The sequence below is a fragment of the Pseudolabrys taiwanensis genome (assembly GCF_003367395.1).
Taxonomy (GTDB): Bacteria; Pseudomonadota; Alphaproteobacteria; order Rhizobiales; family Xanthobacteraceae; genus Pseudolabrys; species Pseudolabrys taiwanensis.
Window position 1 is genome coordinate 1,047,305 of record NZ_CP031417.1, and the last position, 24,463, is coordinate 1,071,767.

24 protein-coding genes are annotated in these 24,463 nt (G+C 65.4%); 15 read left to right on the forward strand and 9 right to left on the reverse strand.

From position 1 onward, the window contains the following. The gene (locus DW352_RS04960) at positions 1-669 is read right to left on the reverse strand and encodes a GntR family transcriptional regulator (protein WP_115689079.1); all 669 of its coding nucleotides are present in this window, start codon (positions 667-669) and stop codon (positions 1-3) included. A 152-nt stretch (positions 670-821) separates the two neighbouring features. Between DW352_RS04960 and DW352_RS04965 the strand changes: the two genes are divergently transcribed. The 10 genes from DW352_RS04965 (at position 822) to DW352_RS05010 (ending at position 11,549) form a co-directional block, all read left to right on the forward strand. Continuing rightward, positions 822-1,334 (forward strand): flavin reductase family protein, encoded by a 513-nt coding sequence (locus tag DW352_RS04965; RefSeq protein WP_115689081.1) that lies wholly within the window; start codon positions 822-824, stop codon positions 1,332-1,334. Then, on the forward strand, positions 1,331-1,831 hold the full coding sequence (locus DW352_RS04970; protein ID WP_245434323.1) for a flavin reductase family protein: 501 nt from the start codon (positions 1,331-1,333) through the stop codon (positions 1,829-1,831). Before DW352_RS04965 ends, DW352_RS04970 begins: the two co-directional genes overlap by 4 nt. A 1-nt stretch (position 1,832) precedes the next feature. After that, complete coding sequence (locus DW352_RS04975; protein WP_115689083.1) at positions 1,833-3,014, forward strand: thiolase family protein; 1,182 nt, start codon at positions 1,833-1,835, stop codon at positions 3,012-3,014. Continuing rightward, the gene (locus DW352_RS04980) at positions 3,011-4,249 is read left to right on the forward strand and encodes an SDR family oxidoreductase (protein ID WP_115689085.1); all 1,239 of its coding nucleotides are present in this window, start codon (positions 3,011-3,013) and stop codon (positions 4,247-4,249) included. Before DW352_RS04975 ends, DW352_RS04980 begins: the two co-directional genes overlap by 4 nt. Positions 4,250-4,259: 10 nt before the next feature. Then, positions 4,260-5,042, forward strand: a complete 783-nt coding sequence (locus tag DW352_RS04985; protein WP_115689087.1) for a cyclase family protein — start codon at positions 4,260-4,262, stop codon at positions 5,040-5,042. Between the two features lie 3 nt (positions 5,043-5,045). Further along, positions 5,046-6,662 carry an ATP-dependent acyl-CoA ligase gene (locus tag DW352_RS04990; protein WP_115689089.1) on the forward strand — a complete coding sequence of 539 codons (1,617 nt, stop codon included), beginning with the start codon at positions 5,046-5,048 and terminating at the stop codon, positions 6,660-6,662. A gap of 136 nt (positions 6,663-6,798) precedes the next feature. After that, complete coding sequence (locus DW352_RS04995; protein WP_115689091.1) at positions 6,799-8,370, forward strand: phytoene desaturase family protein; 1,572 nt, start codon at positions 6,799-6,801, stop codon at positions 8,368-8,370. 150 nt (positions 8,371-8,520) lie between these two features. Next, positions 8,521-9,489 carry a TRAP transporter substrate-binding protein DctP gene (gene dctP / locus DW352_RS05000; protein ID WP_115689093.1) on the forward strand — a complete coding sequence of 323 codons (969 nt, stop codon included), beginning with the start codon at positions 8,521-8,523 and terminating at the stop codon, positions 9,487-9,489. Between the two features lie 211 nt (positions 9,490-9,700). Continuing rightward, positions 9,701-10,216, forward strand: a complete 516-nt coding sequence (locus DW352_RS05005) for a TRAP transporter small permease (protein WP_115689095.1) — start codon at positions 9,701-9,703, stop codon at positions 10,214-10,216. A 13-nt stretch (positions 10,217-10,229) separates the two neighbouring features. Beyond that, positions 10,230-11,549 (forward strand): TRAP transporter large permease, encoded by a 1,320-nt coding sequence (locus DW352_RS05010; RefSeq protein WP_245434324.1) that lies wholly within the window; start codon positions 10,230-10,232, stop codon positions 11,547-11,549. On the opposite strand, the gene murJ is transcribed toward DW352_RS05010, so the two are convergent. The 6 genes from murJ to DW352_RS05040 all read right to left on the reverse strand — a co-directional run bounded on the left by murJ (position 11,538) and on the right by DW352_RS05040 (position 19,651). Beyond that, positions 11,538-13,166 (reverse strand): murein biosynthesis integral membrane protein MurJ, encoded by a 1,629-nt coding sequence (gene murJ, locus DW352_RS05015; protein ID WP_245434325.1) that lies wholly within the window; start codon positions 13,164-13,166, stop codon positions 11,538-11,540. The genes DW352_RS05010 and murJ overlap by 12 nt on opposite strands. A 237-nt stretch (positions 13,167-13,403) precedes the next feature. Then, a complete protein-coding gene (locus tag DW352_RS05020) occupies positions 13,404-14,201 on the reverse strand; it encodes an MBL fold metallo-hydrolase (RefSeq protein WP_115689097.1) in 798 nt (265 codons plus the stop codon). Then, complete coding sequence (locus DW352_RS05025; RefSeq protein WP_115689098.1) at positions 14,198-14,992, reverse strand: TatD family hydrolase; 795 nt, start codon at positions 14,990-14,992, stop codon at positions 14,198-14,200. The genes DW352_RS05020 and DW352_RS05025 overlap by 4 nt, the downstream gene beginning before the upstream one ends. A 2-nt stretch (positions 14,993-14,994) precedes the next feature. Continuing rightward, the gene (gene metG / locus DW352_RS05030; RefSeq protein ID WP_115689100.1) at positions 14,995-16,590 is read right to left on the reverse strand and encodes a methionine--tRNA ligase; all 1,596 of its coding nucleotides are present in this window, start codon (positions 16,588-16,590) and stop codon (positions 14,995-14,997) included. A gap of 198 nt (positions 16,591-16,788) precedes the next feature. After that, positions 16,789-17,928: a DUF2778 domain-containing protein gene (locus tag DW352_RS05035; RefSeq protein WP_115689102.1), complete on the reverse strand. Its 1,140-nt coding sequence runs from the start codon at positions 17,926-17,928 to the stop codon at positions 16,789-16,791. 97 nt (positions 17,929-18,025) lie between these two features. Next, a complete protein-coding gene (locus tag DW352_RS05040; RefSeq protein WP_245434453.1) occupies positions 18,026-19,651 on the reverse strand; it encodes a sensor histidine kinase in 1,626 nt (541 codons plus the stop codon). A 282-nt stretch (positions 19,652-19,933) separates the two neighbouring features. Between DW352_RS05040 and DW352_RS05045 the strand changes: the two genes are divergently transcribed. The 5 genes from DW352_RS05045 (at position 19,934) to DW352_RS05060 (ending at position 22,652) form a co-directional block, all read left to right on the forward strand. Continuing rightward, positions 19,934-20,188 carry a hypothetical protein gene (locus DW352_RS05045; protein ID WP_162826783.1) on the forward strand — a complete coding sequence of 85 codons (255 nt, stop codon included), beginning with the start codon at positions 19,934-19,936 and terminating at the stop codon, positions 20,186-20,188. A 329-nt stretch (positions 20,189-20,517) separates the two neighbouring features. Further along, positions 20,518-21,207 carry a PhoH family protein gene (locus DW352_RS05050; protein ID WP_115694245.1) on the forward strand — a complete coding sequence of 230 codons (690 nt, stop codon included), beginning with the start codon at positions 20,518-20,520 and terminating at the stop codon, positions 21,205-21,207. A 120-nt stretch (positions 21,208-21,327) separates the two neighbouring features. Continuing rightward, positions 21,328-21,720, forward strand: a complete 393-nt coding sequence (locus DW352_RS05055; protein WP_115689108.1) for a DUF6481 family protein — start codon at positions 21,328-21,330, stop codon at positions 21,718-21,720. A gap of 85 nt (positions 21,721-21,805) precedes the next feature. Next, positions 21,806-21,967, forward strand: a complete 162-nt coding sequence (locus tag DW352_RS26690) for a hypothetical protein (RefSeq protein ID WP_162826784.1) — start codon at positions 21,806-21,808, stop codon at positions 21,965-21,967. 61 nt (positions 21,968-22,028) lie between these two features. Then, positions 22,029-22,652 (forward strand): phosphatase PAP2 family protein, encoded by a 624-nt coding sequence (locus DW352_RS05060; RefSeq protein WP_115689110.1) that lies wholly within the window; start codon positions 22,029-22,031, stop codon positions 22,650-22,652. Positions 22,653-22,656: 4 nt separating this feature from the next. Here DW352_RS05060 and DW352_RS05065 read toward each other — a convergent pair whose 3' ends face one another. After that, positions 22,657-23,688, reverse strand: coding sequence for a DNA polymerase III subunit delta' (locus DW352_RS05065; protein WP_115689112.1), 1,032 nt, complete (start codon positions 23,686-23,688; stop codon positions 22,657-22,659). Continuing rightward, entirely contained in the window at positions 23,685-24,353 is a 669-nt protein-coding gene (tmk, locus tag DW352_RS05070) for a dTMP kinase (RefSeq protein WP_115689114.1), read from the reverse strand. Before tmk ends, DW352_RS05065 begins: the two co-directional genes overlap by 4 nt. Between the last annotated feature and the right edge of the window lie 110 nt (positions 24,354-24,463).

Genomic DNA, 24,463 nt, shown 5'->3' on the forward strand with positions numbered 1-24,463 from the left:
TTACGAGAAGGAGTGCGCGACGTCGCGGTAATGCCGCTCGGCGCCGTCGATGAACGCGTTCGTGGCTTTGGTGGCGATGTCCTCGTCGCCGGTCTTGAAAGCGGTGATGAAATCCTGGAGCAGCGCGATCACCTCGATGCGGGCGTCGGCGCGGATCAAGGTCGTACGGCGGACGAATCCAGCCTGATCGTCGAAGCGCAGAATGGTTTCGCGCAGACGCCGATTGGCGACGCGCGCGACCCACAGGGCGCGGAAACTGTAATTCGCGTCGGTGAAGGTGGCGAAGTCGCCGCCTTCGTTGGCGGCGCGCGTGCGGTCGAACGCGGCCGTCAGTTCAACGACCAGCTCAGCCGATTTTTCGCGCGCGACCTGACGCGCCGCCGTCGGCTCGAGCAACCTTCGCATCTCGAAGATCTCGGCCATGTCCCGCGGCGTCGGCATCGCAACGTAGAAGCCGCCGCTGCGCATCTCCAGCAGGCCGTCGGCGGTCAGCCGGCTCAAGGCTTCCCGCACGGGCGAGCGCGACACCGCGAGTTGCGTCGCCAAGTTCGATTCAACGAGCCGCTCGCCCGGCTCGAAGGCGCCGGCACGGGCCTGGAAACGCAGCCGCTGATAGATCTGCTCCGCCAACGAGGGCGCACGTTGCAGGTCCGGGGCGGCAGCCGACATCGGCGGGGTTCTCCAGGCTGTAAATCGGGCGGCAGGACTGTTGCTCTGTCGACCGTCGACAGTATACTGTTTCCATCATATCCGCCGGGCCCGCACCGTCAAGCGGTGGAACCGGTCTCGGGCGCCCAACCGCGCCGACGATGGGGAGAGCCATGACTGACGACGCGCCGAAGCCCGGCTCGGGCACGAAGACCATTGATGTGAAGACGTTCTGGCGCGCCATCGGGGTGCGCGCCTCGGCGGTCGCCGTGGTGACGGCGCAGGGCGCGGAGGGGCCGTCCGGCTTCCTCGCGCTATCGGCCACGCATCTGTGTGCCGATCCGCCGATGCTGATGGTGAGCATCGACAAGCGGACCTCGACGTTGGCCGCTGTCGAGCAGGGCAAGCACTTCGCCATCAATTACCTGCCGCGTGGCGCCGAGGCGGTATCCGACATGTTCGGCGGCAAGACCGACAAACGTGGCGCCGATCGCTTTGCGCCGGGGGCGTGGGGCACGCTCACCACCGGCGCGCCAGTCTTCAACGACGCCATCGGTGCGCTCGACTGCGTGCTTGAGGAGACGATCGAGCGCCACAACACCATCATCGCCATCGGCCGGCTGGTCGATTACGTCGGTCGACCCGATGGCGAGCCGCTGCTGTTCTTCCGGGGAGGCTACCGGTGAGCCTCGACAGCAATCTCTTCAAGCGCGGCATGCGGCGGCTGGCCTCCGGCGTATCGATCATCACCACCGCCGAGAACGGCGAGCGCCACGGCATGGCGGCGACGTCGGTTTGCTCGGTGTCGGCCGATCCGCCGACGCTGCTGGTTTGCGTCAATCGCACCGCTACGACGCACGCCATCATCGGGCGCGCCGGCTTCTTCTGCGTCAATCTGCTGGCCGAAACCGACGACGATCTGGCACGCCGCTTTTCGTCGGCGACGGAGCGCGCGACCCGCTTCGACGGACGCGAATGGACGACGCTGGTCACAGCGGCGCCGGCGCTGATTGGCTCGCTCGCGAGCTTCGATTGCGAGGTGATGCAGAAGATCGACGTCGACTCGCATACCGTGTTCATCGGGCGCGTGACCGCGATCGAGCTATGGCGCGAGCGCATCGTGCCGCTCGTTTATCTCGACGGCCGCTTCGATACCTTGCGCGGAGCAGCCGAGGACGCATGAAATGACGGTGGGCCGGGGCACCCGCAAAGCTTATGACGGCGTGGTCTTGTGCCTGCCGGTGACCGTTCCGTATCGGCGCTATTCGACCAACAGCGCCCAGTGGTGGATCGGCCGTGCGTTGCGGGCGCTTGTCAAAGGTTCGGGTCTGAGCGTGAAGGATATCGATGGCCTGTCGATATCCAGCTTCACGCTGGCGCCGGATAGCGCCATCGGCTTGACGCAGCATTTCGGTCTGTCGCCGCGTTGGCTGGACAGCGTGCCGTTGGGTGGCGCTGCCGCTGTCGTGTCATTGCGCCGCGCCGCGCGAGCCGTGCAGGCCGGTGACGCGGATATCGTCGCCTGCGTGGCCGGCGACACCAACCACGTCGACAGCTTCCGCAAGACGCTCGCGCATTTCTCGCGCTTCGCGCAGGACGCGGTTTATCCGTATGCCGCCGGCGGCGCCAATGCGAGCTTCGCGATGATCGCCCGCAATTACATGGACACGTACGGCGCCAAGCGCGAGGACTTCGGCAAGATCTGCGTGGCGCAGCGCGAGAATGCGTTGTCCTATCCGTACGCGCTGATGAAGTCGCCGCTGACCCTGGACGCCTATATGGGGGCGCGACCGATCGCCGATCCGATCCATCTGTTCGATTGCGTGATGCCGTGCGCCGGGGCGGAAGCGTTTCTGGTGTGCCGCGAGGAAACCGCCCAGTCGCTTGGCCTGCCTTGGGTTCGTCTGCTGTCCACCATCGAACGCCACAACGCATTCGGCGACGATCCCGTTCAGGTGCGCGGCGGTTGGGTGGTGGATATCGACGAGCTGTGGGCGATGGCCGGGGTGAAGCCGACCGATATCGATTTCGTCGAGACTTACGACGACTATCCTGTGATCTCGATGATGCAGTTCGAGGATCTGGGCTTCTGCAAGAAAGGCGAGGGCCCGGATTTCGTGCGCAGCCACTCTTTCACCAATGACGGCGACTTTCCGCACAACACCTCCGGCGGCCAGTTGTCGGTCGGGCAGGCGGGTGCCGCCGGCGGTCATCTCGGCGTGGTCGAAGCCATCCGGCAACTGACCGGCGCGGCGCTGGGCGCGCAGGTGCCCAATGCGAAGCTCGGCCTCGTCTCCGGCTTCGGCATGATCAATTACGACCGCGGCCTGTCATCGGCCGCGGCGATCCTGGCGAGGCCGACATGACCGAACCGCTGGCCCGGCCCAAACGCAAGAACCCGCTGGCGCGCACCCGCGCGCCGCTGCTGCCGCCGCAAGCGCGCAGCCGCACGGCGCAGGGCCTCACCGCCGCAGCGGCCGAGGGCCGCTTCATGCTTCAGGTGTGCGGCGAATGCGGCACGGTCGCCTATCCGCCGCGCGAAGCCTGTCCGTCGTGTCTGTCGCCGAAGCTGCCGTTCAAGGATGTCGACCGGAACGGCACGGTGCTCAGCGAGACGACGGTGCACATTTCGCCGGAGCCTTATTTCCGCGAACGGCCGCCGCGCCGCATTGGCCTCGTCAAGCTCGATGCCGGTCCGACCGCGGTCGCGTATCTGCACGGCGACGTGATGCCGAAGGCGCGCGTGCGTCTCGATCTCAAGCTCGACCGCGGCGGCGCGCCGGTGATGTTCGCGCTGCCGCAGGAGGACACACCCAACATGGCCGACGATCCGGCGTTACGTGAAATGACCTGCGATCCCAAATTCCGGCGCGCGCTCGTCACCGACGGCCGCGGGCCGCTCGGGCAGGCGCTGGCGAAGGCGCTGGTCGATGCCGGCGCGTCGCTCGTCTTCGTCGGCATCGACAACAGCTGGAAGCCGTTTCCCGGTGAGGACAAGCTGCGCGCGCTCGCAGGCGTCGAAATCGTGCCGCTCGATCTCACCGACAGCAATTCGGTGACGGAACTGGCGCAGCAGATCGGCGGCCGTGTCGATATCGTCGTCAACACCGCGGAGCATGTCCGCGCCGGCGGAGTCGTGGGTCACGGTCTGAGCGACGCGCGCGACGCGATGGAGCTGCGCTATTTCGGCCTGCTGCGTCTCGCGCAGGCGTTCGGGCCGGTGCTGCGCATGCGCGGCGCCGATGGCGTCAACTCGGCCGCCGCTTTCGTCAATCTGTTGTCGGTGCATGCGCTGGCCGCCTGGCCCGCTTACGGCGTCTTCTCGGCCGTGGAAGCCGCGTGCCTGTCGGCGGGGCAAAGCCTGCGGGCCGAACTGCGCGGGGGCGGTGTGAAGGTGGTCAATGCTTTTGCCGGTCCGCTCGAGACCGAATGGTACCAGACCGTGCCGCCACCGAAGGTCGCGCCGTCAGCGCTCGCCAAGGCGGTGATCGACGCCCTGCGCAAGGGCACGGAAGATGTTTTCGTCGGTGACGTCGCGCAAGATATCCGCGCGCGGCTCGCCGTTAATCCCAAGGCGCTCGAGCGCGAGCTCGGCGAATAAGGACTGTCAGATGAGTGCTCCCGATCTTCTCTCCTTTGCCAAAGCGGTGTCGTCCGGTGCGATCCGCGTCGTCGATCTGACGCAGACGCTCTCTCCGGAATTTCCGATCATCGCGCTGCCGCCCGAGTTCGGCCAATGCGCGCCGTTCCGCCTGGAGGAGATTTCGCGTTACGACGAGCGCGGCCCGGCTTGGTACTGGAACAACTTCACCGTCGGCGAGCACACCGGCACGCATTTCGACGCGCCGATCCATTGGGTGTCCGGCAAGGATCTGCCGAACAACGCCGTCGACACCATTGCGCCGGAGAAGTTCATCGCGCCGGTCTGCGTGATCGACTGCTCGGCCGACTCGACGGCCGATCCCGATTTCCTGCTGACTGTGGAGCGTATCGAATCCTGGGAGAAGCAGCACGGCCGCATCGAGGCGGGCAGTTGGGTCTTCCTGCGCACCGACTGGTCGAAGCGCGATTACAAGGCCTACGCCAATCTAAAGGAGGATGGGGCGCACACGCCGGGCCCCGCCGCCGAGGCGGTGAAGTGGCTGGTCGAGGAACGTGACGTGCTCGGCTTCGGCACCGAGACCATCGGTACGGATGCGGGACAGGCGCATCTGTTCAATCCGCCGTTCCCGGCGCATTTCTTCATGCACGGCAAGGGCCGGTATGGCCTGCAGTGCCTGACCAACCTCGATCAGCTGCCGGCCAAGGGCGCCGTCGTCGTCGCCGCGCCGTTGAAGATCAAGCAGGGCTCCGGCAGCCCGCTTCGTGTTCTCGCCCTCATCGCCTCGAAGTAGCTCATGTTGCAGACTCGCGAGCTCGATCTGACGCTGACCAAGGCGTTTCCGCCGGAGCGCCGCAACGTGCCTGACATGCTGCGCATGCAGGCGGCGCAGTACGGCGACCGGACATTGTTCGCCTGCGGTGAAACGCGCTGGACCTATGCCGAGACGGTCGATATCGCCGCGCGCACCGGCGGCCTTCTCGCGGCGCACGGCATCGCGCGCGGCGACCGCGTCGCGATCATCTGCGGCAACAAGCCCGAGATCATGCAGCTCGTGCTCGGCGCGGCCTGGATCGGTGCGGTGTCGGTGCCGATCAACGCCGCCTCGCGCGGCTTCCAGCTTCAGCACATGCTGGGCAATTCCGGCGCCAAGATCCTCGCCGTCGATGCTGAGTTTATCGAGGCGCTGGAAGGTCTGGACTTTTCGGCCTTGCCGCTCGAACGCATTTGGCTGATCGGCACGCCGAAGGCCGCGCCGGCCGCGAAGCCGATCCCGATCGACGCCTTGCCGCCGGCAACGGTCGCCGCGCCGGCCGCGACCATCGCGCCGGGCGATCTCTTCACCATCCTCTACACATCCGGCACCACGGGCCTGTCGAAAGGCGTCTGCTGTCCGCACGCGCAATATTTCTGGTGGGCTCTCTATACCGGATGGCAGCTCGGCGTGCGGGCGGGCGACGTCTTGCACACGCCGCTGCCGTTGTTTCACACCAACGCGCTCAACTGCTTCTTCCAGGCGCTGCTGCATGGCGCGACGCAAGTGGCCGAGCCGAAGTTCTCCGTGTCCGGCTTCTGGCCGGCGCTGGAGAAATCCGGCGCGACGGTGACGTATCTGCTCGGCGCCATGGTGCCGATGCTGTTGTCGCGCGCGCCGTCGCCGGCGGAAAAGGCGCACAAGGTGCGCGTCGCGCTGGCGCCCGGGGTGCCCGGCAACTACCACGCCGAGTTCACCGAGCGCACCGGCGTCGTCCTGCTCGACGGCTACGGCTCGACCGAGAGCAACCTGATCATGGCTTCCTATGTCGACGACCGGAAGCCGGGCACCATGGGCAAACTGGTGCCGGGCATGGAAGCGCGCATCGTCGACGACAACGATGAGGAGGTGCCGGACGGCACGCCGGGCGAACTGATCTTGCGCTGCGATCATCCGTTCGGCTTCGCCACCGGTTACTTCGCCATGCCCGAGAAGACGGTCGAGGCCTGGCGCAATCTCTGGCTTCACACCGGCGATCGCGTCGTACGCGATGCCGACGGCTATTACCGTTTCATGGATCGCATGAAGGACGCGATCCGCCGCCGCGGCGAGAACATCTCGTCCTTCGAGGTCGAGCAGGTGCTGATCCGCCATCCGGCGGTCGCGCTCGCGGCGATATTCCCGGTGTCGTCCGACCTCGCCGAGGACGAGGTGATGGCGGCGATCATCCTCAAGGACGGCGCCACTGCCACCGAGGAGGAGATGGTTCGCTTCTGCGAAGGCAAGATGTCGTACTTCGCCATCCCGCGGTTTGTGGAATTCGTCGACAGCCTGCCGCGCACGGAAAACGGCAAGGTGCAGAAGTTCAAGTTGCGGGAGCGTGGCCGGACCGCGGCGACGTGGGATCGCGAGAAGGCGGGCGTGGTCTTGAAGAGATAACGGTCATTCCGGGGCGCGCGCTTGCGCGCGAACCCGGAATCCGGTCACGGTCAACGACAATGCTGCTGGATTCCGGGTCCGATACTCCGCATCGTCCCGGAATGACGGCTATCGAGCTGGGGACCTGGGACTGAGCATGACCACCTATGACGCCATCGTCGTCGGCGCCGGCCATAATGGCCTTGCCGCCGCGGTGCATCTGGCCGCCAAGGGCTGGAAAGTGGCTGTGGTCGAGCAGGCCAAAGAGGCCGGCGGCGCGGTCAAGACGCGCGAAGTCACGCTGCCGGGCTTCAAGCACGACCTGTTCGCCACCAATCTGAGCATGTTCGCCGGCTCGCCGTTCTTTGCGGCCTATAAGGATACGCTGATCGAGAACGGTCTCGGCCTTGTCGGTGCGACCGACACCTTCTCCAGCGCTTTTGCCGACGGTACGTGGCTCGGCGTAAGCACCGATCTCGAGACTACGGCCAAGCGCATCGCGGCCTTGTCGCCGCGCGACGCCGAGGCTTGGTGCAAGATGTTCGCGGACTTCGCGCAGGACGCGCCGCACATCTTCGCGCTGCTTGGGGCGCCGATGCCGTCATGGGGCTCGGTAAAAGCGTTGTGGGGCGTCTACCGCGCCAAGCGCATGGCCGGGATCGGCGCGTTGGCGCGGCTCGTCCTCTCGTCGCCGCGCGATTTCCTCGACGCGCATTTCGAGAACGAAAAGCTGAAAGTCATGATGGCCTCTTGGGGCCTGCATCTCGACTTCGGCCCGGATGTGGCCGGCGGCGCGCTGTTTCCATATCTGGAATCGATGGCCAATCAGAGCTTCGGCATGGCGCTGGGGCAGGGCGGCGCGGCAACCGTCGTCAATGCGCTGGTGAGCACCCTGACGTCGCTGGGAGGCGAACTGCATCTCGGCCGCGCTGTCGAACGCATCGAAACCTCGGGCGGCCGTGCCACGTCGGTGCGCCTTTCCGGCGGCGAGGTTTTTTCGGCCAAGCGGGCGATCATCGCCAACGCTCATCCCAAGCTCGTCTTTGGCCGATTGCTGGCGGCCGATACCGAGCGCACCGCGTTCGATGCCAAGGTCGCGGCTTTCCGCGCCGGGCCGGGCACGATGATGATCCATCTCGCGCTGTCGAGCCTGCCGGATTGGAAGGCGGGCAAACAGCTCAAGAAGTTTGCTTACGTGCATCTCGCACCAAGCTTCGAGGCCATGGCCTCCGCTTATACGGAGGCGTGCTCCGGCCTGTTGCCGCGTGAGCCGGTGCTGGTGGTTGGCCAGCCGACCGCCATCGATCCTTCACGCGCGCCGGAAGGCAACCATGTGCTGTGGGTTCAGGTGCGGGTGCTGCCGGCCGCGATCCGCGGCGATGCCGCCGGCGAGATCGGCGCGACCCATTGGGACGAAGCCAAGGAGCTTTATGCCGCGCGCGTGCTCGCATTGCTCGAAAGCTATGCGCCGGGCCTGTCCGGCAAGATTCTCGGCGGCGCGGTTTTCTCCCCGCTCGATATCGAGCGTGAAAATCCGAATCTGATCGGCGGCGACAATCTTTCGGGCAGTCATCACCTCGATCAGAATTTCGTCTTCCGGCCGGTGTTCGGCTGGTCGCGCTACAAGACCCCAGTCGACGGTCTCTATCTTTGCGGCGCGTCGACCTGGCCGGGCGCTGGCGTCGGCGCCGGCTCCGGCTTCATGGTTGCGAAGATGCTGGCGGGGTGATCGACCGACGCCGGCACCGTCGGAAACATAGTTCGCAGCGGCGGGATTTCATGTGGGCGGGATTGACCTTGCGATACTTGGCAGTCCACACTTTCGCCCAATTGTGCGTGGGTTCGCCGCGCTAAAAATTCAAACACTGAAGGGGAAACCATGCGCAAACTCGCAGCGCTCACCACACTTGCTTTATTCGGACTGTCGGGCGCCGCGCTCGCGCAGGAAGTCACCTTGCGGGCCGTCACGTCCTTTGCCGAGAAGACAACTTATTCGCGTGGTTTTGAACGTTTCATCGAGCGCGTGAATGAGACGGGCAAGGGCATCATCCGCATCAACTACATCGGCGGGCCGAAGGCGATGCCGCCGTTCGAGGTGGGCAATGCGCTCAAGAACGGCGTGGTCGATATCGCCAACGTCACCGGCGCCTTCTACACGAACGTGATGCCGGAAGCGGACGCCTGGAAGCTGCGGCAGGTGCCGATGGCCGAAGTGCGCAAGAACGGCGGCTTCGACTACATGGCCGCCATCTACGCGCAGAAGATGAACGCGATCTTCCTGGCGAACTTCGTCGGCGACAATCCGTTTCATCTTTATCTGAACAAGAAGATCACCGGCCCCGACATGGCTGGCCTCAAGCTGCGCATCACGCCGGTCTATCGCGACTTCTTCCAGGCGCAGGGCGCGACCGTCGTGCAGACCGCGCCGGGCGAAGTGTACACCGCGCTGGAGCGCGGCGTGGTCGACGGTTACGGCTGGCCGATCACCGGCATCTTCGATCTCGGCTGGCACGAGAAGACCAAGTACCGCGTCGATCCGGGCTTTTACACCGCGGAGGTTTCGGCGCTGGTCAACAAGACCACCTGGGACAAGCTGACGCCGCAGCAGAAGGCTATTCTGCAGAAGGCGGGCGAAGAAGCCGAGAAGGAAGGCGTCGCCGAGTTCGCCAAGCTCAACGCCGAGGATACCGAGAAGCAGGCCAAAGCGGGCATCGAAGCGATCAAGTTCGATGCCGCCAACACCAAGCTCTTCCTCGACAAGGCCTATGAGGCCGGTTGGGCCGGCATCATCCGGCAGAGCCCGGAGCATGGTCCGAAGCTGCGCGGCTTCTTCTCGAAGGCGAATTGAGTCGGTTCGTGATTACCTGGGGATACTCTCCGTTCATTCCCGCGAAATCGGGAATCCAGCGCGGTCTTTGAAATAGGGCTCGTTCGGCGCTGGGTCCCCGCTTTCGCGGGGACGAGCGGGAGTATGGATCTGATGCCGCCTAACGCGAAGGCGGTGAGTACTGGATCGTCCGCTTTCGGGGACGATGACGGCAGGTGCGGGAGAGGTAACAATGGAGCGGCTTTCTGATTGGTACGGCCGCTTGCTCGACGGCATGCTGGCGATCGCTTGCGTGCTGCTCCTGGGCATGACCTTCCTGACCGGCTTCGACGTTTTGCTGCGCAATGTCGGGTTAGGCGGCATTCCCCCGAGCAACGAATTGTCCGAATACGGTCTCTACCTGACCACCATTCTCGCCGCGCCCGGCCTGCTGCGGCGCGGGCAGCACATCCGCGTCGACATCCTGCTGCGCGTGATCCCGCCGCGCATCGCCTGGTGCTTCGAATGGATCGGCGACGTCATCGGCATCATCTGCTGCGCCTACTTCGTCTGGTACGGCGTCATCGTCACTTATGCGAGCTATGCCGCCGGTTCGGTGTCGATCAAGACCCTGGTTCTGCCGGAGTGGTGGATCTTCGCGCCGATGCCGGTGTGCTTTTTGATGGTGGCGATCGAGTTCATCTTCCGCATGCGCTTCCTGGCGCTGGCGGAGCGGGGACCGCGCGCCGACGCAACGTCGGCTTCCTAAAGGCTGAATTCAAATGATGATGTCGTGGCAGGCTGCGGCCCTGTTGTTGCTCGGAGGCTCGACCGTCCTCCTGTTCATGGGCATTCCGGTCGCCTTCACCTTCCTCGCGGTCAACTTGATCGGCGCCTCGCTCTATCTCGGCGGCGCCGTCGGCATCGAACAGATCGTGCGCAACAGCGTCGTCGCGGTGTCGAGCTTTTCGCTTACGCCCATTCCGCTGTTCGTGCTGATGGGCGAGATCCTGTTTCACACCGGCCTCGCGCTGAAGGTGATCGAAGGCATCGAGCGCCTCATCAGCCAAGTGCCGGGGAGGCTGGCCGTCGTGGCCGTCGTCGCCGGTACAGTGTTCTCGGCCATCTCCGGCTCGACCATCGCCACCACGGCCATGCTCGGCTCCTTGATGCTGCCGGTGATGCTGTCGCGCGGCTACAATCCGGTCATGGCCACGGGGCCGATCATGGCGATCGGCGCCGTCGACATGTTGATCCCGCCGTCCGCTTTGACCGTGCTGCTCGGTTCGCTGTCCGGCATCTCGATCTCCAAACTCTTGATCGGCGGCGTCGTACCGGGCCTCATCCTCAGCGTTGCCTTTGTCGGCTACATCGTCGTGCGCGTGCTGCTCAATCCAAAGCTCGCGCCGGCCGCCAAAATCGAGGAGCGGCACGGCTGGGCGAAATATGAACTTCTCGTCCTTTACGTCATCCCGCTGATCTCGATCTTCGTCGTCGTGGTTGGCGCCATGTCGGGTGGCTTGGCGACGCCGACAGAGTCCGCCGCGCTCGGCGCGATCGCCACCATGGCGCTCGCGGCCGGCTACCGCGTGTTGACCATCAAGGCGCTGATGACGGCGCTCAAGGGCACGATGATCATCTCGGCGATGATCCTGTTCATCATCCTCGGCGCCACGACCTTCTCCCAGATCCTCAGCTTCTCCGGCGCCACCGAAGGCATCGTCTCGGCCATCCTGGGCCACGGCCTGTCGCCGGGCATGATCCTCGCCGGCATGCTGCTGCTGTTGATCTTCCTCGGCGTCTTTGTCGATCAGGTCAGCATGATGCTGATCACACTGCCGGTGTTCATGCCGATCGTGCAGCGGCTCGACCTCGATCTGGTCTGGTTCGGCGTTCTGTACCTCATCTGCATGCAGCTCGGGTTGCTGCTGCCGCCACATGGCCTGTTGCTCATGACCATGCGCGGCGTCGCGCCGCCACAGGTCACCATGGGCGATATCTTCCGCGCCGTGGTGCCGTACATCATCATGAGCCTGTTGCTGCTCGGTCTGATCGTGCTGGTGCCGGCGGTTGCGACCTGGCTGCCGGCGCTATTGGGCTGACGCGCGCTTGCGGCGCAGCAGGAGGCGCGCCGCATCCGATAGTTCGCGCACGCCGAGGAGGCGGGCGATGAGGGCGTAGACGCTGAGACCGAGCAGCGAGAGCAGGGCGATACGCGCGAGCAGTGGCACGAGTGCCGTGCCCGGCAGATGGTCAAGCGCGTAGGGGCGCGCTGCCAGTCCGAGGCCGATGGCGATAGCGGTGGCAACGGCCATTCTGACGGCCGCATCGAGAATGCCGGGCGTGCCGGCGAGCGTGCCGCCATGCTTGGCGGCCTCGCGGACGAAACGCCGGTACTGCAATCCGCCGAGCAGGAACACATAGATCAGGATGGCGATAGCGCTCGCGACGGCCAGGCCTTCGGCGCCCCAATGTTTACGCAGCACCACGTAGATCGGTACCGCGCTGAAGGCGACGGCGGTGCCGACCAGGGTCGGCAGCCATGTATTGCCCAGGGCGTAGAAGCCGCGGCTGACCAAAGTCTGCGCCGACCATCCGGCAAGGCCGAGACACAGGAGGCTCAGCACCGCCGCGACGTTCCGCGCGTCGGTTTCGACGAAACGATGCGAGAGATAGCCCCAGATGAGATAAGCGAATTCGAACCCGCACAGCGTGACCACGACCTGCGCGGCGAACGTCAGCAGCAGCGTGATGCGCACAGCGCGCGCCAGCACCGCATAGGCTTCGACGATATTGCCCGCCGTCACCAGGCGCGTGATCGTCGGATAGGACGCAACGCCTGCGGCCATGCCGAAGATGCCCATCGGCACTTTCATCAGCGTGCGTGCGTACTGAAGATAGGAGAGGGTCCCTTCCGCCAGATACGAAGCCTGGTTCTTGGTGATCCATTCGTCGACGGCGACGATCGAAAAGCCGATCATGATCGGCAACGACAGCTTCAGATAGCGGATGAGATCGGGGTTCGTCGGCGAGAAGATCGGCCGCCATGTCATCTGCATGCGCAGACAGCCGATCAGCGGCAGCAGGAACGGACCGCAGGCGGCGCCGGCGAGCACGCCCCAGGCGAAGCCCTCGGCGCCCCAGCCCAGCGGCGCACCGACCAGACCGCCGACGATGATGCCCAGCGAATAGACGAGCGGCGCCATGGCCGGGAGGAAATGGCGATCGTGCGATTGCAGCGCCGCCGACATGAGCCCGCCGACGATGAGGAAGAACTGCGCCGGCAGCACGATGCGGATCAGCCGGACGAGCTGTCCCATCTCCGCCGGCGTGAAGCCCGGCGCGACGACATCGGCCAAGGGCCCAGCAAACACCGACAGGACCGCGATGCCGACCAGGCTCGCGACCGCGATGAAGTTCGCCGTGGCGCTGAAGGCCTGCCAGGCTCGCTCGCTGCCGCTTTCGCGGAGATGCTCGATGAAGATCGGAATGAAGACGATCGAGAGCGCGCCGGCCGCCAGCAGGTAGTTCAGGAAGTCCGGCAGCGTGAAGCTGGCAAAGTACAGATCGGCCTCGCGCGTGGCGCCGAGGGTCCGGCCGACGATCTGCTCGCGCACGAGCCCGAGCAGTCGGCTGAGGAAGATCGAGGTGGCCCAGATGACCGAGGCAATGCCAACGATGCGGCCGGTGCTTCGCGGTGTCGTCTGATCGGAACTCAAGCGCAGGCCTCAAGGCTGGACGGCGGCGACGCGCCGAGAATGGCGGCAAGGGCGGCAGCTGTCATCGTGGCGATACCCGAAAGTCCAAGCCCGATTCGCATAAGACATATTATGGAATATATACTGATACCCAGATCTGGCTCTGGACCAGCAAGACCCAGCCCAATGGGCCGGGTTTCGACGTCGATTTCGCTAAAATCGTCGTCATTGCCGCGGCCCCGGGCAAGACCCGGACGCTCAGCGCTCGAACGTCATGCCGTCGTAAGCCGGCTCGATATGCGGCGGCAGGCTGGCGCGCAGCGCGGCATAGTCCATGTCCGTGTGCAGGTCGGTCAGAATGGCGCGCCTGGGCTTCACGCGGTCGATCCAGTACAGCGTTTCGTCCAGATTGAAGTGGCTCGGATGCGGCGCCTTGCGCAGTGCGTCGACCACCCAGACGTCGAGGCCTTGCATCAGCGGCAGGCTTTGCTCGGGCAGATTCTTGATGTCCGGCGAGTAGGCCACGTTGCCGACGCGAAAGCCGAGCGACGGGATATCGCCGTGCTCCTGCAGCACCGGCAGGACTTCGATATCGCCACCCTGCCCTGAAATCGTGACCTTATGGCCGGGGGTCAGGCGCCGCTCATGCGCGATCGGCGGATATTCGCTGCCGGGCGGCGTCATGAAGCAATAGCCGAAGCGGGCGTGCATGGCCCGTGAGGTCGGCTCGTCGAGATAGACGTCGACCCGGCGGCGCTTATGGACGAACAGCGGCCGCAGGTCGTCGAGGCCGTGCGTGTGGTCGGCGTGCTCGTGGGTGATGAGCACGCCGTCCAGCCATTGGACCTCAGCGTCGAGCAGCTGGTTGCGGAGGTCGGGCGAGCAATCGACCAGCACCTGGGTCTTGTGCCCCTCGTCGTTGGTCCGCGTCATCAGCAGCGAGCAACGGCGGCGGCGGTTCTTCGGGTTATTCGGGTCGCAATCGCCCCAGCCCAGCGCCACACGCGGCACGCCCATGGACGAACCGCAGCCGAGGATCGTGAAGGTGACGCTCATGCTGCTATTTCAATGGCTTGTGGGACTTTATTGAAAAGTCGATGGAAGTTTTCGGTGGTCTGCCGGGCAATCTCGGCCGGGCTGACGCCACGCACGGAAGCCAGCATCTTAGCGGTCTCGGCGACATAAGCCGGCTCGCAGCGCTTGCCGCGGTACGGCACGGGCGCGAGATACGGCGAGTCTGTTTCAATGAGAAGTCGGTCGGCCGGCAGGTCCTTGGCGATCTGGCGCAGGTTTTCGGAATTCTTGAAGGTCAGGATGCCGGTGAAGCCGATGTAGTGGCCGAGCTCGACCGCCGTGAACGCCAGCTCGCGGCCGGCGGTGAAACAGTGCAGGACGGCCTTGAAGGGGCCGCGGGCGGCCTCCTCCTTCAGGATCTGCGCCATATCGGCGTCGGCGTCGCGCGCATGAATGACCAGCGGCAGGCCCGTTTTTCGCGCTGCCTCAATATGTTGGCGGAAGCTCTTCGCCTGGTTCTCGCGCGGCCCGGTGTCGTAATGATAGTCGAGTCCCGCCTCGCCGATGGCCACGACCTTGGGATGCTGCGCGATGGCGATCAGGGCTCCCGCGTCGATGTCCATCTCCTCGTCCGCATGGTGCGGATGGGTGCCGACAGAACAGAAAACTTCGGGGAATTTCTCTGCAATCGCAATAAGCTGCGCGTGCTTCTTCACCCGGGTTGAGATGGTGACGAGGCGCGCCACCCCGGCCGCCTTAGCACGCGCGACGATGGCGTCGAGCTCCGCGGCGAAGTCCGGAAAGTCGAGATGGCAGTGGCTGTCCACCAGCATCGTCAGGACTGGCCCTTCTTCTTGTCTTTCTTGTCCTTGGCCGGGGCAGCCTCGCCCGCCTCCGCCTCGATATAGCGGGGGAACACAGGAGCCGGCGGCGGCAATGTGGTGCCCGCTTTGATCCGCGTCCCCAGCGCGTCGAAGCCACGCTCGCCGGCCGGGATCGCCAGAATGTCGAGCAGCTTGCCGGCCGACGAGGGCACGAAAGGCTGCGCCAGGATGGCGACTTGCCGCAGCACCTCGGCGGTGACGTAGAGGATCGTCCCCTGCCGCTCTGGATCGGTCTTGGCCTTGGCCCAAGGCGCTTCGCCGGCGAAATAGCGGTTGGCCTCCGCCACCACGGTCCATACCGAATTGAGCACGTGGTGGAGCTGATAGGACTTCATCTGCTCGCGCGCCGTGGTGATCATCGCATCGGCCGCGGCCAGTATCGCCTGATCCTCCGCCGTGAAGGCGCCCGGCGTCGGCAGCACGCCGCCGAAGGCCTTGCCGATCATCGACAGCGAACGCTGCGCCAGGTTGCCGAGGTCGTTGGCCAGATCCGCATTGATGCGGTTGACGATGGCCTCGTGGTTGTAATTTCCGTCCTGGCCGAACGGCACCTCGCGCAGGAAGAAATAGCGGAACTGGTCGACGCCATAGGTGTCGGTCATCGTGAAGACGTCGACCACGTTGCCGGTCGACTTCGACATCTTCTCACCGCGGTTGAACAGAAAGCCGTGCGAGAAGATTCCCTTGGGGACGGCCAGACCGGCCGACATCAGGAAGGCCGGCCAGTAGACCGCGTGGAAGCGCACGATATCCTTGCCGATCACGTGCAGATCGGCGGGCCAGTAGCGTTTGAATTTCTCGGTCTCGTTCGGATAGTCGACCGCGGTGATGTAATTGGTCAGCGCGTCGACCCACACATACATGATGTGCTTGTCGTTGCCAGGCACCTTCACGCCCCAGTCGAAGGTCGTGCGGGAGATCGACAGGTCCTGCAGGCCGCCTTTGACGAAGCTCGCGACCTCGTTGAGCCGTTCGCGCGGACGCACGAACTCGGGGACCTTTTCGTAGAGGTCCAGGAGCTTCTGCCGGTAGGCGGAGAGGCGGAAGAAATAGCTCTCCTCCTCCACCCACTCGACCGGCGTGCCGGTCTTGGTGGCGATGCGCTTGCCGTGCTCGTTGAGGTGCGTCTCGTCCTCGGCGTAATAGGCCTCGTCGCGCACCGAGTACCAACCGGCATATTTCGACAGGTAGATGTCGCCGTTCTTCTCCATCGCTTCCCAGATGGCCTGGGAGGCACGGTGATGGCGCTCTTCCGTCGTATGGATGAAGTCGTCGTTCGAGCACTCGAGCCGCTCGACCATCTTCTCGAACAGCGGCACGTTGCGGTCGCGCAACTGGCGCGCCGTCAGCCCCTCCTTGGCCGCCGTCTGCATCATCTTCTGGCCGTGCTCGTCGGTGCCGGTCAGGAAGAAGACGTCGAAGCCGTCGAGCCGCTTGAAGCGGGCAATGGCGTCGGTCGCGACCGCTTCATAGGCGTGGCCGATGTGCGGCGCGCCATTGGGGTAGGAAATCGCGGTGGTGATGTAGAACGGGGTCTTCGCGGCCATGATGCTTTCCCGGGCGGGCGCTGGGCAAAACGCCCGTCCACCCGGTGGTTTTCCGTATAATGAGGTGGCAGGGCCGCCTCGCCCGGCCATCCAGCTTGAAAATGAAGCGTTTTCAAGGGCGCGGATGGCCGAAACAAGCCGGCCGTGACGAGTCAAACGGTTAGGTAGCAACGCCTCCGGGGCCGGGCAAGCGAGCGCCTACCAGGTGCCCTTGGCGCGGTCGATCGGTTCGCTCGATGCGAAGATGCTGGCGGAGGGCGCGCGGCCCGCGCGTGCCACGTGGACGGGCGGCGCGCCGTTGAGGCTGTCGACGACCACGAGGCGGTCCACCTCCCCATTCAGGAAGGCGCGCAGGAATTTGTCGTAGTCCCTGAACGACACGCAGCCGTTTGATTGGCCGCTCGGGCCGAGCATGTAGGTGTGTGCCAGCATGCCGTCGCGGCCGAACATCTTGCGCTCGTCCGTGGGGTTCAAGCGGATGGCGCGCACGCCGTGAAACAGCTGCTCGCGCATGGTCAGCTTGTAGACGTTCGGCGGCGTCGGGCCGCGCATGCGCACGTGGATGTAGCGCGGGTTATCCATCTTCTCGCCGATACCGGAATGCGCCTCGAGCCGCGCACCGTTCGGCATGTACACGGTGCTGGCCGAGATGTCGTAGACGGCGGTCCGACCGTCGACCGTTGTCGGCTGTTTGGTTTCCGCGCGTGGCAGCGCGGCGATCTTCGGCGGCGCGGGTTCGGGGGCCGGCGCTACGACTTGCGGCGCCGCGACCTTCGGTGCGGCGACGGGCACCGGTGGGGCCGGCTCGGCCTGCGGCGCGGGCTGTGTCTGTCGTTCGGCGACCGCCTCGGGGCGGGCGGGCGCTGGATGCGGCAGCGGTATCTGCTCGATGCGTGGCGCCGGCGGCGCCTTAGCGTGCGCGGTCGGCGCGACCGCGGCGACTTCCATCGGTTTCAGCGGTGCCGGTGGCATCGCCGCCGCGAGTTCGACGACCAGCGCCCTCGCCCGCGCGACTTTTGCATCGAGCGTCAGTTCCGGCGCACGTGGCGAGATCCGCTGATCGGCTGACCCGGCAAGCGCCACGAACTGCGTTCCGGCGAACATCGTCGTGCCGGCTGGCGCTTGCGTGGGACCGTTGATGTGGCTCGAGAGCGTCGATGTGACCATCCAGACGCCGCCGACTGTTGCGCAGGTGGCCCAGACGCCAACCGCGGCGGCCGCGCTGAGGCCCAGCGCAAGGCTACGTACCGTCCATCGCGCCCCGTTCACGGTGGCTGTGACGAGGGCTCGGGTGTCGAAGGCTTCGACTTCAGGGAACGTCGCGACCGCTGCCGGCATACTCACGCAACTTAGGATCAAGTGTTACAGCGATGGCGTCGCCCGCGCCCGCGCGTTTGATGTCGCTAAGATTGCAGCGATTAGGGTTAAGTCGCGGTTAAGCACCGGCCCGGTTCGTCTCGACAGGCCGCGCATCCGGGCGCCGCAGCGGGAACCGGCACTGGAAGTGCAGTCCCTGCGGCCGGAAATCGAAGTCGGCTGAACCGCTCAGTTCGTGCCGGATGCTGTCGTTGATGAAACGCGTGCCGAAGCTCTTCTTTTGTGGCGCCTCGACCGGCGGACCGCCCTGCTCGATCCAGTCCAACTTAAATGTCGCGCCGCCCGGCGCATGCGGCAGCACGGACCATTCGATCGTGATCGCGCCCTCGGGCCGGGACAGCGCGCCATACTTTGAGGCATTGGTGCACAGTTCGTGCAGCACCATGCCGAGCGTGAGCGCCGCGCGCGGATAGAGCGGCACCGGCGGCCCCTTGGCGGCAATCCGGTCGGCCCCGGCGACGCTGACGCAAACGCGCTGGACCAACTCGCGGGCATCGGCCTCCACCCACTCGCCCTCGCTCAAGGCATCGTGCGACTGCGACAGCGCCACCAGCCGGCCGGAGAACGCGTCGAAGAACTCGGTGAAATTGTCGGCCTTGGCGGCGGTCTGTCTGGCGATCGAGAGCACCGTCGCAAGCGAGTTCTTCACCCGGTGATTGAGCTCCTTGATCATCTGGCCCTTGGCCTCTTCGTCGCGGCGAAGGGAGACAGAGGCATTGGCCAGCGTATCGCTCACGGCATTGAGCTCGGTGATGCCGGTGTTGAAGGCGGTCACACGTTCGCGCCGGCTCAGGGCCAACGCGTCATTGCGCAGGCGCCAGATCGGCGGCGTGATGTAGCGGCTGTACAGCACGGCGAACAGCAGCGAACAGACGAGGCCGAGCGCCCCAGCGGCAGCGATCGCGAGCGCGGCTTCGCGCACGGACCGATTGATCGAGGACAGCGGCGCCGCCGTAACAACGGTCCAGTTTGTCAGGGGGGATTTGTAATAACCGTCCAGCACATCGGTGCCGTCGAGAGTCGTGGACGACACCACCCCCTCGGTGCCTGACAGTTTCTGGACGAAACCGTCGCTGGCATTACGCCCGACGAAGCCATCATGATCGCGCGTGCGCGCGAGCACGCGGCGGCTCGCGTCAAGGACGATCACGAGCCAGTCCGGGCGAACGGCACTGCTCTGGTCGATCAGTTGCAAAATCGACTCCGGCCGCAAGGCCAGGCCAAGCAGATGCGGTGTGCCGTCGAACGTGATCGGCAACTCCACCATGACGTAGTGCTGACCCGTGGTGCTCGACGCGTAGATATCCGACACCACCGGTTGGCCACTTTTCAGCGCCTTTTCGTCGCTCTCCCTGAGGCCAGGCTCAAGCGAGCTCGGCAACGGGCTTCCCCAAGCGAAGGCGGTGTTGACGAGTTGCTGGCCGTCCGCCCGGCGCAACGTCACCACGCTGCCGGGGAAGATGCCGGCGATGCGCGCCGCCTGAGAATAGAAATTGCCGAGGTCGCTCTGCTCGAGAGTCTTGGCAAAGGCGAGCGTGCGAAGGGTGACCAGACCGCCATCGATCTGCCGATCGACCGCGTTGGACAGATCCCTGGCCGCGCTGACGAGGTCATGCTCGATCGCTTGCCGCTGGGCATTGACATAGACGACCGCCAGTACGGCACCGGCCAGAATGAACGGCACGGCGGTCAATGCGCCGAGCACGCCAAGGTGGAATCGGAAATTATATTTGCGCCGGCGCATCGGGTGATCGTGACATTCCCTGGCGTGCCGACTGCGGCCCCGTGGTTTGAATCTAGGCCAGACGTAGCGAAAAGCTAGCCGTTAAATCGGCGGGTGGCGCGGAACTCAGATGATCCTGCATGCCTGTGGCGAGCCCGCCTTGCGGGCGTCGCGCGGCATGCCCAGTGTGTCGCGGCGATGGTGTCGCGATTCGGAATCTGAGTGGAGCGAAAGGTGATGCGCATGTCCGGAATTCGTCTCACGGTGCTTGCCGCGGTCACGCTGTTGGGAGCCCTTTTGGGCGCGACGACCATCCACGCGGCCGCCATGCGCTGCAGCGGCGAAGAGCAGACATGCATCGCGGTCTGCAACAAGGTCGCGATCAAGGCCAACCTGTCGGCATGCATCACCACGTGCGGCCAGCGTAGCGCCGTCTGCAAACGGACCGGCTGCTGGGACAACGGCACACAGCAATATTGCGGCCTGCAGCGGAACTAGCGTCGCCGGGCACTCGCCCGGAAGTACGCGTGCACCGCAATAATTTTTAGAATTCCGTCACCCGAATCGACTAGCTTCTTGGCTATGGCGGTTCGTACCTTACGGATCGATAGGTGTCAGTCGGGACCCACAGAACCCCGAATGCCCGCCTTGCGGCCGCCGATCAGCCCCTCCCTCTTACAGCACCTGTTGTACCCGCGCGCCCGCTCTCGGCCTTGTCCGAGTTCGGCGTTCGCGGGCTGTTGGCGTTTGCAACTCACCTTAAGTCCACCGAAAGGATCAGGCCCTTGGGTAAGAACCTCGCGAAGAAAAAGCGCCGTCATGAACGTATGCTTGGATCCGCGGAGATCATAAACTTTCAGGATAAATTCGAGACCGAGCGTTCCCTGCCGCCGATCAGGGCGCTCAACCCTACCCAGGCCGACTACCTCGACGCTCTTCGCAGGTCGCCCCAGGTCATCGTTCTCGGGCCCGCGGGCACCGGCAAGACCTGGGTCGCCGCGACCCATGCCGCCGACCTCTACCGCAACCGCCGCATCGACCGGATCATCCTGACGCGGCCGAATGTCCCATGCGGCCGCTCCCTCGGCTTCTTCCCAGGCTCGTTGCAGGACAAGTTCGCGCCCTGGGCCGTCCCGGTAACCGATGCGATCAAGGACCGTATCGGCAAGGCGGCCTTCGACATCGCGCTGAAGAACGGCTCGATCGAGATGGTGCCGTTCGAAGTGATGCGCGGACGCTCGTGGAAGAATTCCTTCGTGCTGCTCGACGAGGCGCAGAACTGCACGCCGGCGGAGATCAAGACCTTCCTCACCCGCATCGGCGACGACTGCACCGTCGTCATCAACGGCGACGTCAGCCAGTGCGACCTCGCCGCCGACAGCGGCCTGCGCGTGGTGATCGACATGATCGCGCGCCAGAACCTGCCCGTGCCGGTGGTCTCGTTCACGCACGAGGACATCGTGCGCTCCGGCATCTGCGCGATGTGGGTGCAGGCCTTCGAGGAGGCAAAGATTTAGGCTGTCACCGGCCGATACCGTTATTTGATACAATTTCCGGAGGGCAGCGGCCCTCCGGAGGTTGAACATGACGCCGTGACGGGCGATATGGCTGGTTGAAGCCCGTCACGAGGAGAATCAATGGCTGCCTTCAGTACCCCCGATATCGAGCAGCGTCGCCGCGATGCTGCTGCCGTCAAGAAAGCGATGCTCGAGAAGTTCCGTGCCGCTGCCGTCGATCCGGCGGTGGAAGAGCAGCGCGCCAAGCGCCAGGCCATTCACGAAGCCCGCTTGGCTCGCCAGGCCGTCCGTGATGCCGAGAAGAAGGCCCGCGAGGCTGAACTCGCCCGTCTGGCCGCCATCGAAGCCGAACGTGCCGAGGTCGCCCGCCGTGAAGCCGAGGCGTTGGAAGCGATGATTGCCGCCGAGAAGGCGGAAGCCGAAACGCGCCTGCTGGCTGAGCAGAAGGCTGCACGCGATGCGCGTTACGCTGCCCGCAAGGCCGCCAAAAAAGTGCGTCGCCGCGGTTACTGAGTGGTAGGTTCCGTCAGGAACCGAGGGCGGGCCTTGGCGTTGTTGGGGGCGAACAAAAACGTCCCGGCAAACCGGAACCCGCCCAATGACCGCTCAACAGTATCTTCTCAGCCAAGCAGAACATTGCCGCCGCAGCGCCACCGACCAAGCCGATCCCTTCGTCGCTGAAGCCCTGCGTCAGCTGGCCGAAGAGTTCGAGCGCAAGGCCGAACACGAGCCGCCACGGCCGTCGATGCGGCCTATGTAGAACGCTATTGCGATCGTCCGTTCTTCCCGCCACAACTGCGCCGTCTTGACGCGGGGTGGGTATGCGGGCGATCGGTACGTGGAGCGCGAGCTTGGCCGCGACGGCGGTGGTTGGCGCGGGCTCGTATCTGTGGCTCGACCGGCCGGTCGCACAGATGGCCTACGCCTACCACGCGTATCAGGGCACCTTCGCGACACTGACTTACATCCCGGAGCCGCTCGCGCCGCTGGCTTGTGTTGCGTTCTTCGCTGCAGGGTTGTGGGTGTTGAGCGGACGCCCGCTCGCGCATGTCGGTACCGTCGCTGTGCTGACCAGCATCAGCGTGCTGGTGACGGAGATCACGAAGAGCGAACTCAAATACGTGTTCGGCCGAACCTGGCCCGAGACCTTCGTGCAGAACAATCCGTCCTTCATCCGCGACGGCGTCTACGGTTTCAACTTCTTCCATGGCGGCGCTGGCTACGGCTCCTTCCCCTCCGGCCACACCGCAGCGATCTGCGCACTGGTCTCGGTGCCGTGGATCATGCTGCCGAAGGGGCGACCGCTTTACGCGCTGGCCGTCGCGGCGGTCGTGGTTGGGCTGATCGGCGCCGATTTCCATTTCATTAGCGACATGATCGCGGGCGCCTTCCTCGGCACTTCGATCGGCTGGATGACGGTCGCCTTCTGGCGCCTGAAGGCTTGAGCGATTACGCCCGCGCGGTGTCGCTGAGCGCGCCGAAGACGTTGAACACCAGCGGTTTGCGCTCGAGATTGTAGATTTCGACGTCGCGCGCCGCGCGATTGACCTTGTCCCAGGTCTCGGCCACCGCCGCCAAACGCCGCTTATCTTGCGTTGCGTCCGTCAGCCGCGACGACAGCCAATCGTTCACCAGGTCCATGAAGGTTTCGAGCGTCGCCGGATCGGTGCCGCCGAGCGCATCGCCGAGCGCGTGCAGCGCGCGCGGATCCGGATTCGGCAACTGCGCGATAAGGTCGAGCACGCGCTGGCGCAGACCGAGCGCTGCGCCGTCGAGCAGCGCAAGCGTGCGCGCGACGCTGCCGCCCGCCGCGCGCGCCGCTTCCAAGAGTTCGGGGTCGTCCGCGCTGCGCCCGCCGGCCGCCGCTGCGGCGGCGACCACATCGGCTTCGTCGAGCGGCCGCAGCAACAGGCGCCGGCAGCGCGAGCGGATGGTGGCCAGCACGCGGCCCGGCGCGTGGCTCACCAGGAGAAGCAATGTGCGCGCCGGCGGCTCCTCCAGCACTTTCAACAGCGCATTGGCGCCTTCGCGCTGGAGATCGTCGACCGAGTCGACGATCGCGATGCGCCAGCCGCCCTCGCCCGCGGTCGAGCCGAAGAACGACACCGTGCGCCGGACGTCATCGACACGGATCACCGTGTACAGCTTGCCGGTCTGCTCGTTGATCACGCGCTCGAGCGCGAGCAAGTCGCCTTGCGCCTGTGCGGCAATGCGATGCGCGACCGGATTGTCGGGATCGACGGCGAGCGAAGTCGCATTCTGCACCTCGGCCGCCTGCGGATCGGGATGCGCCAGCACGAAGCGCGCGAAGCGGTAAGCGAGCGTCGCCTTGCCAATGCCGGGCGGGCCGCCGATCAGCCAGGCATGCGGCACGCGGCCGCTCTTATAGGCATCGAGCAGCGCGCGCTCGGCGTCGGCGTGGCCGAACAGGACATTGGTCGCGCGCGGATGCGGCAGGTCGTCGTCGCTCGCTTCGCTCACGGCGTGACCGCCTCGGCCGTGGGCCGATCGAGCGCGGCGCCAAAGCGCTGCTGCACGGTGGTCCAGATGCGTTCGGCCACCACCTCGCGCGGCGCGCGGCCGTCGATCACGATGATGCGCTTGGGCTCACGATCGGCGAGCGCGCGGTAAGCACTGCGCAGATGCTCGTGGAATTCGACTGACTCCGCCTCGAAGCGATCGGCACCTGCATTGCCGCGCCGCGTCTTGGCGCGCGCGAGCCCGACCGGCGCCGGCACGTCGAGCATGAAGGTCAACTCGGGAAAGCACCCCCCGACCGTGACGCGCTCGAGCCCGCGGATCAGCTTGGCGTCGACCTTGCCGAGCACCCCTTGATACACGCGGGTGGAGTCGATGAAGCGGTCGCAGATCACCCATTTGCCCGCTTCCAAGGCCGGGCGGATGGTGCTTTTGACGTGATCGTCACGGGCCGCGGCGAACAGGATCGCCTCGGTCTCGGCGCCGAGCGGCTTGGCGATGCCGGAGAGGATGATGTGGCGGATCACCTCGGCGCCGGGCGAGCCGCCCGGCTCGCGCGTCAGCACCACCTCGACGCCGCGCGCCTTCAGCTGCGCCGCGAGCGTCGCGGCATGGGTGGACTTGCCGCTGCCCTCCCCGCCTTCGAAGGTGATGAAATGTCCGCGCATTCAGACTCCCGTCATTCCGGGGCGCGAGCACAGCGAGCGAACCCGGAATCCAGCAATATGTTCTCTCCTTATGGCCGGATTCCGGGTCCGGCCCGGAGCCTGCCATCGGG

What these genes read in the sequence shown, in the direction of transcription:
- dctP (WP_115689093.1), top strand. Translation starts at nt 8,521, where the DNA reads ATGCGCAAACTCGCAGCGCTCACCACACTTGCTTTATTCGGACTGTCG.
- DW352_RS05035 (WP_115689102.1), bottom strand. Translation starts at nt 17,928, where the DNA reads ATGCCGGCAGCGGTCGCGACGTTCCCTGAAGTCGAAGCCTTCGACACC.
- DW352_RS04985 (WP_115689087.1), top strand. Translation starts at nt 4,260, where the DNA reads ATGAGTGCTCCCGATCTTCTCTCCTTTGCCAAAGCGGTGTCGTCCGGT.
- tmk (WP_115689114.1), bottom strand. Translation starts at nt 24,353, where the DNA reads ATGCGCGGACATTTCATCACCTTCGAAGGCGGGGAGGGCAGCGGCAAG.
- DW352_RS05010 (WP_245434324.1), top strand. Translation starts at nt 10,230, where the DNA reads ATGATGATGTCGTGGCAGGCTGCGGCCCTGTTGTTGCTCGGAGGCTCG.
- DW352_RS05005 (WP_115689095.1), top strand. Translation starts at nt 9,701, where the DNA reads ATGGAGCGGCTTTCTGATTGGTACGGCCGCTTGCTCGACGGCATGCTG.
- DW352_RS04965 (WP_115689081.1), top strand. Translation starts at nt 822, where the DNA reads ATGACTGACGACGCGCCGAAGCCCGGCTCGGGCACGAAGACCATTGAT.
- DW352_RS05050 (WP_115694245.1), top strand. Translation starts at nt 20,518, where the DNA reads ATGCTTGGATCCGCGGAGATCATAAACTTTCAGGATAAATTCGAGACC.
- DW352_RS05060 (WP_115689110.1), top strand. Translation starts at nt 22,029, where the DNA reads ATGCGGGCGATCGGTACGTGGAGCGCGAGCTTGGCCGCGACGGCGGTG.
- DW352_RS04975 (WP_115689083.1), top strand. Translation starts at nt 1,833, where the DNA reads ATGACGGTGGGCCGGGGCACCCGCAAAGCTTATGACGGCGTGGTCTTG.
- metG (WP_115689100.1), bottom strand. Translation starts at nt 16,590, where the DNA reads ATGGCCGCGAAGACCCCGTTCTACATCACCACCGCGATTTCCTACCCC.
- DW352_RS04990 (WP_115689089.1), top strand. Translation starts at nt 5,046, where the DNA reads ATGTTGCAGACTCGCGAGCTCGATCTGACGCTGACCAAGGCGTTTCCG.
- DW352_RS04980 (WP_115689085.1), top strand. Translation starts at nt 3,011, where the DNA reads ATGACCGAACCGCTGGCCCGGCCCAAACGCAAGAACCCGCTGGCGCGC.
- DW352_RS05020 (WP_115689097.1), bottom strand. Translation starts at nt 14,201, where the DNA reads ATGAGCGTCACCTTCACGATCCTCGGCTGCGGTTCGTCCATGGGCGTG.
- DW352_RS04995 (WP_115689091.1), top strand. Translation starts at nt 6,799, where the DNA reads ATGACCACCTATGACGCCATCGTCGTCGGCGCCGGCCATAATGGCCTT.
- DW352_RS05025 (WP_115689098.1), bottom strand. Translation starts at nt 14,992, where the DNA reads ATGCTGGTGGACAGCCACTGCCATCTCGACTTTCCGGACTTCGCCGCG.
- DW352_RS26690 (WP_162826784.1), top strand. Translation starts at nt 21,806, where the DNA reads ATGACCGCTCAACAGTATCTTCTCAGCCAAGCAGAACATTGCCGCCGC.
- DW352_RS05045 (WP_162826783.1), top strand. Translation starts at nt 19,934, where the DNA reads ATGTCCGGAATTCGTCTCACGGTGCTTGCCGCGGTCACGCTGTTGGGA.
- DW352_RS05055 (WP_115689108.1), top strand. Translation starts at nt 21,328, where the DNA reads ATGGCTGCCTTCAGTACCCCCGATATCGAGCAGCGTCGCCGCGATGCT.
- DW352_RS04960 (WP_115689079.1), bottom strand. Translation starts at nt 669, where the DNA reads ATGTCGGCTGCCGCCCCGGACCTGCAACGTGCGCCCTCGTTGGCGGAG.